Origin of the sequence: Prevotella sp. 10(H) (genome assembly GCF_000711235.1) — a bacterium.
In the GTDB taxonomy this organism is placed as follows: Bacteria; Bacteroidota; Bacteroidia; order Bacteroidales; family Dysgonomonadaceae; genus Dysgonomonas.
The window spans coordinates 101210-115011 of the sequence record NZ_JOMI01000003.1 but is presented as its reverse complement, the minus strand read 5'-3'; the positions used below and the strand labels follow the sequence as shown (position 1 = coordinate 115011).

Annotated in this window: 14 protein-coding genes; 6 read left to right on the top strand and 8 right to left on the bottom strand. The window is 38.7% G+C overall.

Features of this window, described 5'->3' with window-relative positions; translation table 11 throughout:
• The first annotated feature begins 411 nt into the window (after positions 1–411).
• A complete protein-coding gene (locus K348_RS0105865) occupies positions 412–936 on the top strand; it encodes a hypothetical protein (RefSeq protein WP_156032791.1) in 525 nt (174 codons plus the stop codon).
• A gap of 52 nt (positions 937–988) precedes the next feature.
• On the opposite strand, the gene K348_RS0105860 is transcribed toward K348_RS0105865, so the two are convergent.
• On the bottom strand, positions 989–2638 hold the full coding sequence (locus tag K348_RS0105860) for an alkaline phosphatase (RefSeq protein WP_029903889.1): 1650 nt from the start codon (positions 2636–2638) through the stop codon (positions 989–991).
• 186 nt (positions 2639–2824) lie between these two features.
• On the opposite strand from K348_RS0105860, the gene surE reads away from it, so the two are divergent.
• Positions 2825–3598 carry a 5'/3'-nucleotidase SurE gene (gene surE / locus K348_RS0105855; RefSeq protein ID WP_029903887.1) on the top strand — a complete coding sequence of 258 codons (774 nt, stop codon included), beginning with the start codon at positions 2825–2827 and terminating at the stop codon, positions 3596–3598.
• 77 nt (positions 3599–3675) lie between these two features.
• Positions 3676–4818 (top strand): lipid-A-disaccharide synthase, encoded by a 1143-nt coding sequence (gene lpxB / locus K348_RS0105850; RefSeq protein ID WP_029903885.1) that lies wholly within the window; start codon positions 3676–3678, stop codon positions 4816–4818.
• Between the two features lie 37 nt (positions 4819–4855).
• On the opposite strand, the gene K348_RS0105845 is transcribed toward lpxB, so the two are convergent.
• The 6 genes from K348_RS0105845 to recO all read right to left on the bottom strand — a co-directional run bounded on the left by K348_RS0105845 (position 4856) and on the right by recO (position 10942).
• On the bottom strand, positions 4856–5503 hold the full coding sequence (locus K348_RS0105845; RefSeq protein WP_029903883.1) for a DUF1080 domain-containing protein: 648 nt from the start codon (positions 5501–5503) through the stop codon (positions 4856–4858).
• A gap of 11 nt (positions 5504–5514) precedes the next feature.
• Positions 5515–6726, bottom strand: coding sequence for a DUF6051 family protein (locus K348_RS0105840; protein ID WP_029903881.1), 1212 nt, complete (start codon positions 6724–6726; stop codon positions 5515–5517).
• A gap of 33 nt (positions 6727–6759) precedes the next feature.
• On the bottom strand, positions 6760–8022 hold the full coding sequence (locus tag K348_RS0105835; RefSeq protein ID WP_029903879.1) for a DUF2851 family protein: 1263 nt from the start codon (positions 8020–8022) through the stop codon (positions 6760–6762).
• Positions 8023–8024: 2 nt separating this feature from the next.
• Positions 8025–8354: a carboxymuconolactone decarboxylase family protein gene (locus tag K348_RS0105830; RefSeq protein WP_029903877.1), complete on the bottom strand. Its 330-nt coding sequence runs from the start codon at positions 8352–8354 to the stop codon at positions 8025–8027.
• Between the two features lie 9 nt (positions 8355–8363).
• A complete protein-coding gene (locus K348_RS0105825; protein WP_029903875.1) occupies positions 8364–10157 on the bottom strand; it encodes a hypothetical protein in 1794 nt (597 codons plus the stop codon).
• Between the two features lie 62 nt (positions 10158–10219).
• Complete coding sequence (gene recO / locus K348_RS0105820; RefSeq protein WP_029903873.1) at positions 10220–10942, bottom strand: DNA repair protein RecO; 723 nt, start codon at positions 10940–10942, stop codon at positions 10220–10222.
• A 116-nt stretch (positions 10943–11058) separates the two neighbouring features.
• Here recO and K348_RS0105815 point away from each other — a divergent pair, with 116 nt between their 5' ends.
• From K348_RS0105815 to K348_RS0105805, 3 genes are all read left to right on the top strand, one after another.
• Positions 11059–11691, top strand: a complete 633-nt coding sequence (locus K348_RS0105815; RefSeq protein ID WP_029903871.1) for an HAD family phosphatase — start codon at positions 11059–11061, stop codon at positions 11689–11691.
• A gap of 11 nt (positions 11692–11702) precedes the next feature.
• Positions 11703–12644 carry a riboflavin biosynthesis protein RibF gene (gene ribF / locus K348_RS0105810; RefSeq protein WP_029903868.1) on the top strand — a complete coding sequence of 314 codons (942 nt, stop codon included), beginning with the start codon at positions 11703–11705 and terminating at the stop codon, positions 12642–12644.
• Between the two features lie 250 nt (positions 12645–12894).
• Entirely contained in the window at positions 12895–13218 is a 324-nt protein-coding gene (locus tag K348_RS0105805) for an RNA-binding protein (protein WP_029903867.1), read from the top strand.
• 65 nt (positions 13219–13283) lie between these two features.
• Here the strand turns inward: K348_RS0105805 and K348_RS0105800 are convergent, their stop codons facing one another.
• Entirely contained in the window at positions 13284–13739 is a 456-nt protein-coding gene (locus K348_RS0105800) for a GNAT family N-acetyltransferase (RefSeq protein WP_029903866.1), read from the bottom strand.
• Positions 13740–13802: the final 63 nt, after the last annotated feature.

Genomic DNA, 13802 nt, shown 5'->3' with positions numbered 1-13802 from the left:
TCTTTGAAATAGTATTTTAGTTACGAGTTACTTCGCCCTGCGGACAGTTACAAGTTACAGAGTAATCATTTAAATATTGTTACTTTTGTTACTTTTTGAATTGAAAGCTAACGGCTAAAAGCAAAAAGCTATCAACTATAAATCCGTTACTTTTGTTACCTTTTAACCAAATATAGTTAATATATGTGAACACAAAAGAACTAAAATTCTAATGGCTAAAAGCTATCAGCTAATAGCTCAAAAAAGTTACCTTTGTTACTTTTTAACCAAATACAGTTAAAATTTGTAAATCCAATAAAACCATATATTATTAATTATATCTTATTGATTGCGAATTAACTTAAAATCACTTGATTAGAGAAGAAAGTTTTTTTATTTTTGTATTGTACTAAACTAATGACAATATATATTATGTTAAAATCAAAACTACTGTTCATCCTCATCTTTGCGGGTTCCATTTCAATTTTAGCTTCACCACCACGTATCAAGATTGAAAAAGACAAAGTAACCTTATCTTATATCGAAGTAACAGACAAAGTTGTAGAATTCGTTGCATCTGACGTTCACGGCATGATACTCCGTAAGAATAAAGGTTTTCTCTGGCCTGCCACAAAGATTGCTTTCTTTAAGAAAGACGGACAACTTCACTTCGACGTGACAGCTATAGACAATTCGTGGTGCAACATGTTCAGTAACGGTGAAAAGCCTTACGGATACTTCGTTATCGGAGGCCGTGCATTCATTGTAGCCTCTAAAGGGGAAGACGAAATTGACTTAAGCCAATACTTTACTTGCGATAACGAAATCGAGCGGACATTCTATAAGCCGGACGGTAACGTCAAGCCTGTAAGCAAAAATCCCGTATGGTATTATCTCCATAAGGGAACAATGGCAACCGTTCTCGATTCGGTAAATATGGCAAGCTTAGGAAGATAAAAAAGAAAAGGACTGAAAATTCAGTCCTTTCTTATTCTTTTTACATCAGGTATTATAGTTTACCGGCAAGGCTTTTAGGAAGATAGAAAGTATCGTTCTTATCTATATACACTACAACTGTAGGTAATGCTACAGGCTGATCGTTGAGATAAACTACCGATTTGAATGCCGGAACAGTCAGTGTTGTATTGCCTTTCTTAACTTTCAATACAGGGAAGTCCGTCGATTTATCTATCGTATATTCCATACCTTTAAACACTTCGGTATGCTTGGCGAATACCTCTTTAGTCATTTCAGGCAGGGATGTAGATAAGCCGAGAGCAGCACACATATACTGATTGATCTCCATATTGGTATTCATACCCACAGGTATATCCCCGTTAGGGTGATAAGCAGCAAGGAAAACTTCTTCACCGGTATGTCCTCCGGTAGTGAACCCGAAATATGTATGAGCATTCATAATCTTAATGATACTCGAACCCATATTCACACTGTTGCTCACCTTCATATAATCGGCTTCTTTATAGTTCTTCGAACTAAGCAACAGATCGAGTTCCTCTTGTTTAAGATCGATATCGGTATATTCCTTAAAGATAGCTTTAAATTGTTCCGGCTTCGACTTCAATAGTATGCGTTCGAGGCCTTCCCCGGTCTTCTTGTATTTGGATACATTCTTAAAGAGATCGTCGAAAGTAGCCTTATCGTAACTTTTCAGATCACGGCGTCCGATAGTAAATCCGCTATTGCCATGATCGGGAAGAACTATCACTGTGGTTTCTCCGTTCTTTTTAGCAAATTCCATAACAGAAGCTACAGCCTTGTCAAATGCCAGATATTCGGTAATACAGCCAATAGCATCGTTGCCATGAGCCGACCAGTCTATCTTGCTGCCTTCTACCATAAGGAAAAAGCCATTCTCGCTTTTGGATAATCTTTCCAATGCTTTCTCTGTCATCTCCTGCAAAGACGGTACTTCACTGGCATCCCTATCAAGATCGTAAGGTAAATCTCTCTCTTTGAAAAGAGCCCAAACTTTTTCTCTGCCGTTGAAAGACTTGAAGGCTTTGATATCATCCTGTATCAGTTTTGTGCCTGTATTTTTGAAGTGCTGCTTGATATCATCAGTAAGAATAGAATTACCTCCTCCGAACATTACATCGAGATTCTGATAAGCCATTTGTGAACCTATATAATCATATTTGCCTCTGTTGTAATGATGTGCTGAACAATCAGCAGGAGTAGCATGGGGAAATTCAACTGTTACAACAAGTCCGGTTGCTTTGTTCTGCTGGTATTTTGCAGCCTCTAAAACCGTAGCCAAAGGCTGGTATGCCATTTGAGGATCGACAGGAATAAGATCGTTTTCCGGATCGGCTACAGGATAAATAGATACATTACCTGTCCGCTGCGGCATTCCGGTCATGTAACAAGAAGTTGTCGGAGCAGAGTCGCCAATAGGAGCATTTGAGGAAAACGTCTTGACGGTTCCGCACATATATGGGTCGATAGCCAGATTCTGACCGCCCAGCTTGTTATAAATCTGATACCAGCGTGCAGCCGAAACTACACCGATAGAAGTGCCGTCGGGTATCATAACAATTACGTTCTTAGTAGGTTTTACAGGCCTCCGATACTGCTGCTGAGCGAATACAGTGATCGAAAGCATAAGGAAGAGCAAGATGCTCATACTCACTTTCTTCATCGCTTTAGATTTTTCGTTTATAAAGATTTTCCCCAAAGGTAATAATTATTGGCTAAGCAGTAACGTACATCCTGTAAGGATTTGGAATAATAACCATAAATTAACAAGGATATAAAAATAGCACAAGTGAATTAGAAAATATTGACGTATCTTTGTTCTTCGAAAAGGATAAATACAGATTATAATATGGAGAATCAAAAGCCTCTGATACTGATTACTAACGACGATGGGTATCAGGCAAAAGGCATAAACGAACTGATAGAAAGTGTAAAGGGTTTAGGTGAGATAATAGTTGTAGCGCCGGACGGTCCCCGCTCGGGTATGTCGAGTGCTATTACCTCACTGCAACCGTTGCGGATACATCTGATAAAGAATGAAGGAGATGTGAGAATCTATAGTTGCTCAGGGACACCGGTAGATTGTGTGAAATTAGGCATAAGCGAACTCGCAGGGAAGAAACCGGATATAGTTCTTTCAGGTATTAACCACGGATCGAATGCTGCTGTTGCCGTACTGTACTCGGGAACGATGGGAGCTGCAATCGAGGGTGCTGTTTTTAAGGTGCCGTCCATAGGATTTTCGCTGCTCGACCATGATCATAATGCTGATTTCTCCGCTACCCATAAATATACAAGGATGCTTACCGAACAGGTATTGAAAGATGGGTTACCTGCCGGAACGTGCCTCAATGTAAACATACCTAAAGGTGAAGCCATAAAAGGGGTGAAAATATGCAGGCAGACAGCCGGACAATGGGTGAATGAATTTATGCCGTCCAAAGACGGGGCGAACAAACAAATATACTGGCTCACAGGTTCATTTGAAAACGACGAGCCACATGATGAAATGACAGATGAATGGGCGCTGAATCAAGGATATGTTTCCGTCGTTCCGGTCAAAGTGGATATGACAAACCACGATCATCTGGAGATGATAAAGAGTTGGGAGAAATTAGTATAGTTATAAATTATAAGTTATGAGTTATCATACGATAGTATTTCTGTTGACTGCTAACTGATGACTGTTAACTGATTCTTATGAAGTATTTTCTTGTTGCGGGAGAAGCGTCAGGTGACTTACACGGTTCGAACCTGATGGCTGCATTGAAAGAGCAGGATGCGGATGCCGAATTCTGTTTCTTTGGCGGTGACCTTATGCAGATACAGGGCGGAAAGCTTGTTAAGCATTACAGGGAGATGGCATTTATGGGCTTCATTCCCGTATTGCTGAATCTACGAACTATCCTGCGCAACATGAAAATGTGTAATGAGGAGATTATCAAGTTTCAGCCGGATGTGCTCATACTTATAGATTATCCCGGCTTCAATCTGAAAGTAGCCAAGTATATCAAGACAAATACTCAAATACCTGTATACTACTACATCTCTCCAAAAGTATGGGCATGGAAAGAATACAGGGTGAAGTCATTCAAAAAGTATGTGGATGAAATGCTTTCTATACTTCCATTTGAAGTAGATTTCTATAAGAAACATAATTACCATATCGATTATGTAGGCAATCCCGTAGTAGATGCTGTAGCTAATTTCAGAGCAGAGAATAAGGATGATACAAAGGAAACCTTCCTCTCACAGAACCAACTGGAAGAAAAGCCAATAATAGCCCTTTTAGCAGGAAGCCGCCAACAGGAAATTAAAGACAATCTGCCTTCGATGCTGGAAGCAATAGAACGCTTTTCTGGATATCAGGCCGTAATCGCCGGAGCACCGGGTATAGATCCGGATTACTATAAGAAATACATCGGGGATAAATCTTGCAGCATTGTTTTCGGACAAACCTACCGTTTGCTGGAATACGCTGAAGCCGCTTTGGTAACTTCCGGTACAGCAACTTTAGAAACCGCATTATTCCGGATTCCACAAGTAGTTTGCTATAAGACCCCGATACCGCAAGTCGTATATTGGGTATTTAAGAATATACTACATACTAAGTATATATCCCTTGTCAATCTGATTGCTGATAAGACAGTAGTACAGGAACTATTTGCCAAGTTCTTTTCTGTAAAGACTATTCAGTACGAAACCAATAAGCTACTGAACGACTTACCCTACCGCAATAACATGCTGGCTGAATATGACAGAATAATAGATATACTCGGCAAACCGGGAGCCTCCGCTCATGCAGCAAAGATCATTACATACAAATTAAAAAAGGGAAAATGATATCATTCTCCCCTCTTCTCTTATTTTCAATTATATCTTAAGGTAAAGGAGTCAGCAATACGTTGCGAAACTGGACGTCCTTACCTTCGCTCTGTAAACCGATATGTCCTTCTTTGACCTTATCTGTACCTTTATTCTGGAATACACCATTGATATATACGGTAATCTTTCCGTCATAGCAATATATATCGGCACAGTTCCATTTTCCGGGAACATTCTCGCTCGATTTGTTAGCTTTCGGTACAACAGGGAATTTAGGTCGTCCGCTTTCAGGTACTTTATATTCTGCCAAGTCCGAACCATTCAGTAAAACGAAATCTCCGGCATCTCCAGATTTAAGCTGGCATTCTACACCATTCGGGAATGGGTTGTCCGCACTTTCGATTAACAGGAATATCCCGCTGTTCGACTCTACTCCTCCCGGCCATTTCCATTCGGCATGCAGGTGGAAGTTGCTATACTTCTCTTTTGTATACATATAGCCCAAAGGCTCGCCGATAATATGGATGACTCCGTTCTTTATAGAATAGACTTTTTCGGCCGGAACGTCTTCTTTCTCTAACACGAAGTTCCAGTTGGACAGGTCTTGTCCGTTAAAGAGTTTTACTACTTCCTGCGCCTTGACATACGAGGAAAAGAATACTGAAAAGATGGCTAATAATAGTACTTTAAAATGCTTGTTCATAGGTACGTTAGTTATTTTAAAAAATCACTTATTTTATCAAATGTAAAACGGAACTGCTTATCCACTTCATCTGCAATTCGCGGAAGTGCCGGAAACGGATCTTCATGGATATATTTATATGGATAGTCCAAGGTTTCTACCTTAATAGGAATATCACGGCAAGAGCCTTGCAATGTGTTGATAACTTCATAAGTAGGTACGACCTCATCATTCGCCAATGTGATTGCATAGAACTGATGACTCATTTCCCTGAAGCGTTCTTCCCTTTCTTTAGTGAGCGTCCGATAATTCAGCATGCTACGGAAATTGTTGCCTTCAGGATGAGTATGCATATAATGACGAAGTACTTCATCTCGCTTCATATGGCTCTCCAAATGTTCCACTACGTATGAATAAAGGCTTACATTCGCTTCACTATCAAGGATAAATTTCGAGACGGGAGATAAGCGGTTGAATACCGCCCCTCCACAGAAAGTGGCATATTTCGAGTTGGTAAAATGTCCGTCCTTGTTGCTCATCATCAGAATTTCACCGAGGAAAGTGCCTATAGAGTATGAAAAGAAATCTATCGTAGCATTCTTATCTATTGCCGGATGCAGATTCTCTTTAATATTTTCAACGAAATCTATTACATCATAGTAGCTCTGCAAACCCGACCAGATAAACCGTTGCGGCTTGTTATGTAAACGTGTACTGATAGCCACATTAGACAAGCTGGAGCAAATAACATCCGGGTGACGCATTTTCCTCTGCTCACTCACATGATACATCTCGCGGGAATTGCTCCATGTTGCCGGAGCGCGATTCATATGAAAGGCGATAGGAAACATTACAATGGATTTGCCCGTCTTCTCTGCAATATACTTAGCCCAAGGCAGGTACTTATTCCAGTATTTTTCATTGAAGCCGTGAAACAGGAAGATTATACCTTTGGCTTTGTCCTCCTTTTTAGGCATTATCATATGATACCGGAATTTGATATTCTCTGTTATTTCGGAATCCTTTTTATTAAGCATCTTCTGGATAACATCCGGCTCGTAATCCTGCGGTACACTGGGAATATATTCATAGTCGTCGTTATTACCCAAGCCGCCGGGAAGAATAAAGCGGTAATTGGATTCGAATGTGAAATTACGGATAACAAGATGATGATCTATCTCAATCTCACTATCTGTATAATTCTCGATCTTTTTCAGATGGTTAAAGAGGTCTATATACTTCATTTTGCTACAAGTTTATATATATGTTGTGTATGATCAGCAAGTAAGCAACTGATGCCCTATCCTGCAAAACAGGCATTTACGCATTTCACAATATTCGCGTTTCAATTGTATGATAGCCTGTGAATCTGCCGCATTGTTTAAAGGCATCTTAAGCTTTTCGAATCGTTTTGTAATCGAGTTCCTTTCCGGCTTCAATATCTCAAGAAAGTTGAGAGCACGTTCGCAATGAGTATCGCTGTTTATACTTTTGCCATAGATGAAAAGAAAAGGCGCCACAGTATTTATTAGTATAATGTCCAACGATGCATCACCCAGAAACTTGACCTTACGTTCCGATGTCACGCCAAATGCATAATGAGTCTGCCAGTATTCTGAAGCGTTAACATGAAACATCAACCTGATACGCCCGACATCTTCACAAGATATGATTTTAGAAAATAATCCATGTGAACTGTGTAATAAAGCAGCCAGCTGGGCTATCCGTATCTGAGGAAAAGCCGTAGGCCGTGTTCGCAGATTCTTAAATACATATGAATCTAACGATTTCAGTTCGTATTTATTTTTCAGGAAAGCGTATTCCTTTTGCAACAGAGAGAAATAGTCGTCGTTTACTTTCAGGTTGTCTAGCATACCCGATTGCCCGAACAACAAGGCCTCGATCTGGATAAGATTATCCCCCTGTTTCTGAATATATTTCAATGGTAAGCTCAATGCCAGACGTTCGAAAGAATCGGAGTTTAGGCCGAAACCGAAATTGCGACAAAGAATTACATAAAACGCATCTTCCCACGAGTTATTAAAACGCGTCAACAATTCTTCGATATGATTGGCCTTCCGCTCCATACGTTCTATCAAAAGAGTATTCATCCACGAACTCAGATGAAACGCAGGCATGGAAGCAATGTAATTGCAGCATGGAATATCAGTATTGGAATGGATCAGGAAATCGTAATTCTCCATGATATTTTTCGGGTAAGTAATTTCACATTGCAGAACAGACTGCCCCGATTGATTGTATACTTCACAATTAGCTTTTTCTACTACATGTAGTATTACGGAATTATAATTCTCATCTTCATGGTGTTTGTGTTTCATCCAATCGTCAGACGATTTATGTATCTCTATATTTCCCGCCCATATTTTATCTTCAATCTTAATTTTAGCATTGAAGAAATCAGGGCCTGCATTCGTATTGGGCAATCCGACATCTATAACTTCAACGGATTGACCTGTTGTTGTTTTCAAATCCTTTTGGAAAAGCCTGAATTTCCATACATAATGCAGAATATCTTCCATAACTATATAATCTTCATATCTTGTAAAACACTGAAAGCAAATCTGGCCGACGGATATGTTATCGAACCTCCTCCGATGACACCTATCTTTATAGCTTCTATTATTTCTTCCTTTGATGCATTTTCTTCAAGACAAGCCTGAATATGGTAAAGAATGCACTCTTCGCATCTTGTCAGAACTGAAATAGACAAACCGGTCAATTCTTTATACTTCTTAGGAATAACGCCATCCGAATAAGTATTGTCATCTAATTTTCCAAATTCTCTGAAAAATTCATCCGTATCACCCATCAGGCTGTTCAGTTCTTTTCTTCGTCGGTTAAAGTCTTCCATGTCGTTTTATTATAATCCTGTTATACCCATCTTTTTCATCAGGAAACTGGCATTCATATTCTGCGCAACACCTTCACGAATCTTATAAGTAAAAGATAATTGTTCGCCGGTAATATCCGCTTCGAAACGGTAATTCTTTATCGAATCAGGAAACTCTTTTTCAAGATTCCCCAATACAAGGTCATGCGTAGCAATAATGCCGTTCCCATCTAGCGATACCAATTGTTTCATCAAAGCGATGGATCCCTTTTGCTTATCCTCCGAGTTAGTCCCCTTAAGGATTTCGTCTAAGATGATGAACAATTGCTCACACGATTGCAAACGGTCGATTATCATTTTCAGCCGTTTCAGCTCTGCGAAGAAATAAGATTCATTGTCAGTTAGGGAATCGGACGTACGTAGATTGGTAACCAGCTTATATGGATAAAACTTTAATGAAGTTGCACATACGGGCGCTCCTGCACAAGCTAAAACAAGATTCAGACCGACGGTACGAAGATAGGTACTTTTGCCAGCCATATTCGCTCCCGTAACTACAATAAAAAATGGCTGTTTATCTACAGTCACATCATTACGGACACAAACATTGCGATTTATCATCGGATGTCCTAAATCTTTGCCCTCCAGCATAAAAGTATCCGATACCTCTGGATAAACATAGTTGGGATTATTGTATGCAAATGTACCTAACGAAGCAAGGCTGTCGAATTTTCCCAATACTTTCAACCAGATAGCGATATTCTCCTTATGAAGGACTATCCATTTCTCAATCTTTATCGAATAGATGACATTCCAGAAAAAGAAGGGATTAAGGATTAATAATCCGAGCACGTTTGAAGACTGGTCGAGATTGTTACTATGCGACTTTAACTGATGTATCGCAAGCGAAGCAGACTGTCCGTCTTTTACCTTTGTTTGTATCTTGCTTAACAAAGGAGATTCGAATTGCTCCTCTTCTATTATCTTGAACAGTTTGGAATAAGTATCGAGTGTTTCTATTTTCTTTTCAAAGAGATCCATCTTTTTTCTTATATCTTTTAGGGGAACAAGACTCAAAAAGAACAAGACAGTCCAACATAAACCTAATACCGGAAAAGGTATCAGGCCAATAACCGACAACACGAGAACAAGAATAGATAAAACCGGAGCAATATAAACAAAATACCGCCAAAAGCTCTTTGATAAAAGCCTTGTCTGCATAAATTGCTGGGAGAAATACGGGATATTCAAATTTTCGGCATCAGTCATCTGTCCTATTGCCCTGAAATGAGAAAGCAAATCTATCCTACCTCCTAATTCCTTTATGGCTTCCTGTTGCATCAATATATCTTCTTTCTTCTCGAACGGATATAGTAAAGTATCAGCCAGCCTGTCTTTACCAAATGAAGTAACAGTCCTGTTTACAGACTGAAAAAATGAATGATGACCAAACATATCCAGATCGACACTGTAACTGTGGTTATGGTCAGCCATTTCCGAGGCGCCGTCGAATGGAGAAAAATCGTAATCTATCCCCTTTAGTTCATTTCCGGCATTTTCTATAAGTAGTTCACAATACCGTTTTTGAATGAACAAACGGTTATGATATTTCATGACGAAAAGATAAAGAATAATAGAAACTGATATTATGCCAAATACAACTGGTGCATCGTCCCAAGCGACATAGCTGAAGGCAATACATACAAGTACGATGACAAGTCGTAGGGTACCTATCTGAAATATAGTCTTTTTTAGTTTCGAAAGGGTTATCTTTTCTTTTTCAATAATATCTTTATATGAATTCTTTACTTCTTCCAGTGTCATGTTTTGGGTATGAGTTCTTTAATATACAAGTTTACGGAAATTAATCCTGAAATCCTTAACATCTAAAATAATTCATGTAATACATCCAGTGATTTCAATGCAGGAAAATCATAAAGATGTAAACGATAATATTCCAACATCCGGTTAATTATATTTATACGGTCTTGCCGCGAAAACACAAAATGATGCATATTTTCATACGAGATGCGTGCTAGTACTGAAAGGGACTTACTCTCTGCCCTGTTCAGAAAATGCTTATGCAATGGCTGATACAGCACAAATTCTCCATTTATCATATCAAACAGGCTATTAGGTAAATATTCTTCCAGATTGGGATAAAATCCGAGAAAGTGACTGAGCTTAAGCATAAATACCAAATGATAATTAGATATACTCTCATCAGTCATCTCCAGTATCTGTACCGACTGCTCCAGAAATCCGAAAAGCAGCTTGCTATCATTTGTATCTCTCAATACACGGGTAAGAAATTCGGATAGAAAAAATGCCATAGATGTCTTCCCTAAATCACCCGATATGCCATACAGATATATATCGGCACGGGCTTCCCGTATGCGTTGTATATCCCGTGATGCCTGATGCTCCACTTCAAGGTCGAGAATAGCTAAAGGTGAAAAAAGAGATTTTGGCGCCTTCGTATTCTTTCCCTTAGCCTTCGATACCATATACGTTACCTTTCCGAACGATTCGGTGAAAATCTGGGCAAGGACATATTTGTCGTTGTAGTTGATGGTATTTAATACTAAACCTCTGGTTTTATGGAGCACTTCTATTAATTTTAATGTTAACAAAAATACAAATACAAATCTAAAAAATGGCCTCCGATAAGGAATAAATAACTAACTTCGTAGTATTAATATTATAAAGAATAATACAAAGATTCATGAACAAAAACATTAAAAACATCCTGTTCGACCTTGGAGGGGTGATTATCAGTCTTGACAAGCAAAAAGCGCTCGACCGCTTTACTGAAATCGGTTTTCCTAATATCCATGAGTATTTGGGCGAATTCCGCCAAAAAGGCATTTTCCTCGATTACGAAGAGGGAAAAATAGACAGAGAGAACTTTTTGAAAGAGTTTCGTAAAATGTCGAACAATCAAAATATAACTGCTGAACAGATCGATTATGCATGGCTCGGCTTTTTGGATCATATTCCGGAATATAAATTCCAACTGCTGAAAGAACTCCGAAAAAAATATAAGGTCTATCTACTCAGCAATACAAATCCGTCTATTATGGGATGGGCCATGACTCATGAATTTTCACCGGAAGGTATACCAATACAAGACTATTTCGATAAATGCTATCTGTCTTATGAAATAGGTTGCGCTAAACCCGACAGGGAGATATTTGACTTCATCATTCAAGATTCCGCAATGCAACCTGCCGAAACTTTATTCTTTGACGACGGAAAGGCAAATATAGAAATAGCGGATAAAATAGGATTCCAGACATACCTGACAAATCAGGATGAGGATTTACGTAAAGTTTTTACCGATAAAGGATTACTATAAAAGTAACCGATATGTTATACATTGACAGAGAAAACAGGCTGGAACATCCGCCTTTAGTGGCAACGATAGGTTTTTTCGACGGCGTGCATGCAGGGCATCGTTTCCTGATAGAGCAGGTAAAAAAAGAAGCTGCTGCAAAAGGACTATCATCTGCTGTTATAACTTTTCCAGTTCATCCGCGAAAGGTTTTACAGAAAGATTATCAGCCGGCGTTACTCTGCGGATTTGAAGAAAAGATAGAAAGACTATCGTCTACCGGAATCGATTATTGCATATGCCTCGATTTTACACCCGAAATGTCTGAACTTCCGGCAAAGGAATTCATGAAGAATATCCTGAAAGAAAAGCTATCTGTCGATACTTTAGTTATCGGATACGATCATCGGTTCGGCCATAACAGAGAAGACGGATTTTCAGATTACAAGGATTATGGCAGGCAAATGGATATAGAAGTTATCGAAGCCGAAGAACTCCCCGGCGGTGAGCATGTAAGCTCATCCCGCATACGGAAGCTATTGGCAGAAGGCTATGTTCGCAAAACATCAAAGCTTTTATCCTATAATTATACTATCTCCGGTAAGATAGTCGAAGGCTTTAAAGTCGGACGTACAATCGGCTTTCCCACTGCCAATATAAAAGTATGGGAAACATACAAGGTGATTCCTGCTTTTGGTGTATATGCCGTATATGTACATGTCGACAGCGAGAAGTACGACGGTATGCTTTATATAGGAAAGCGGCCAACCCTCCAAAATGGAGATAACATCAGTATAGAAGTCAATCTTTTCAACTTTGACGAAGATCTATACAACAAGGAATTGACGGCAGAATTTCTCGACTTCATCCGTCCCGACGAAAAATTCTCCGACATTAACACATTAAAAGAGCAAATAAGCAAAGATAAGGATATGGTCATTAAAGCAATTAATTACTACAAAAGTCTGAATCATTGATATTTGTCAGCCATTTTTGGTAATAAAAACTAAAAATGTAAGGCTTAATCGAAAAATAATCAGTTAAAAAGATGAATAACTGATTTTTATTTTTACATTTGTTATCGCATAAGAGTTCTTAAGTATAGTTCGATTTTTCTTTTCAAGTCATTTTCCCTTCTTTGGTAACCTTTCTTGTCTAGTTTCATTTAGCTTTTCTATTTACATCTTTTGCCTAGAGTATTTATTTTAATTTTTTATTTTTTTTACAATGAACATTTTTATCGCAGGGTTGAGCTACAGCATCAACGACAACGATCTGAGAGATCTTTTTACTGAATACGGAGAAATCTCTTCAGCAAAAGTTATTATGGACAGAGCCACAGGCCGTTCAAAAGGTTATGGTTTCGTAGAATTGGCAGATAATACTGCTGGACAGAAAGCTATCGATGAATTAAATGGTGCTGAATACGACGGAAGAACTATTTCTGTATCTGAAGCTCGTCCTCGCACTGAAGGAAGCGACCGCCCTCGCAGAAGTTTCGACAACAACAGAGGTGGTGGTAACGGTGGATACAGAAAACGTGAATATTAATAAGATCACTGACTAGATATCTGAAAAGAGTCATACAAATTATGTATGGCTCTTTTTTATTATATTTAGGTCAGAGGTTTCCCCAGCATTACCATATCTACACATTGTTCGCCGTTATCAAAAATAGGTTCAGCATAATTATCGATAAAAAAGTTTTTCTTTACATCATATATTTCAAAACCATTCTTCTGATATAAAGGAATAGGAGATGAACTGATATCCGCTGTGCCAATTACAAGACGTCTATAGCCTTTATCTCTTGAAACCGTAGTTGCATATCCGAGCATAGCTGTAGCAATCCCCTGCCCTTGATAATTCTCGTCTACGGCTATATTTTTTATTTCAATACTATCTGCATCCAAAGGATATAATGCAAACACACCGACAACTATTCCTTCAATTAAAGCAACAAAAATATAATTTCTGTCCAGATATTTTTCAAGCGCTTCTATTGACGGATCGGCCAATAATAATAAATTATAGGGAACAGGCTCTGATGAATTTAATTTTCTAATTTCCATAGTAAATACATTTATCTCAAATATAGATAATTCTTACGGAAATTTATTACAATATTTTTACCC

Bases quoted from the DNA above. Each gene is read 5' to 3' on its own strand.
- K348_RS0105845 (WP_029903883.1), bottom strand. From the start codon at position 5,503: ATGAACAAGCATTTTAAAGTACTATTATTAGCCATCTTTTCAGTATTC.
- K348_RS0105865 (WP_156032791.1), top strand. From the start codon at position 412: ATGTTAAAATCAAAACTACTGTTCATCCTCATCTTTGCGGGTTCCATT.
- K348_RS0105830 (WP_029903877.1), bottom strand. From the start codon at position 8,354: ATGGAAGACTTTAACCGACGAAGAAAAGAACTGAACAGCCTGATGGGT.
- K348_RS0105825 (WP_029903875.1), bottom strand. From the start codon at position 10,157: ATGACACTGGAAGAAGTAAAGAATTCATATAAAGATATTATTGAAAAA.
- surE (WP_029903887.1), top strand. From the start codon at position 2,825: ATGGAGAATCAAAAGCCTCTGATACTGATTACTAACGACGATGGGTAT.
- K348_RS0105800 (WP_029903866.1), bottom strand. From the start codon at position 13,739: ATGGAAATTAGAAAATTAAATTCATCAGAGCCTGTTCCCTATAATTTA.
- K348_RS0105860 (WP_029903889.1), bottom strand. From the start codon at position 2,638: ATGAAGAAAGTGAGTATGAGCATCTTGCTCTTCCTTATGCTTTCGATC.
- K348_RS0105835 (WP_029903879.1), bottom strand. From the start codon at position 8,022: ATGGAAGATATTCTGCATTATGTATGGAAATTCAGGCTTTTCCAAAAG.
- K348_RS0105815 (WP_029903871.1), top strand. From the start codon at position 11,059: ATGAACAAAAACATTAAAAACATCCTGTTCGACCTTGGAGGGGTGATT.
- lpxB (WP_029903885.1), top strand. From the start codon at position 3,676: ATGAAGTATTTTCTTGTTGCGGGAGAAGCGTCAGGTGACTTACACGGT.
- K348_RS0105805 (WP_029903867.1), top strand. From the start codon at position 12,895: ATGAACATTTTTATCGCAGGGTTGAGCTACAGCATCAACGACAACGAT.
- K348_RS0105840 (WP_029903881.1), bottom strand. From the start codon at position 6,726: ATGAAGTATATAGACCTCTTTAACCATCTGAAAAAGATCGAGAATTAT.
- ribF (WP_029903868.1), top strand. From the start codon at position 11,703: ATGTTATACATTGACAGAGAAAACAGGCTGGAACATCCGCCTTTAGTG.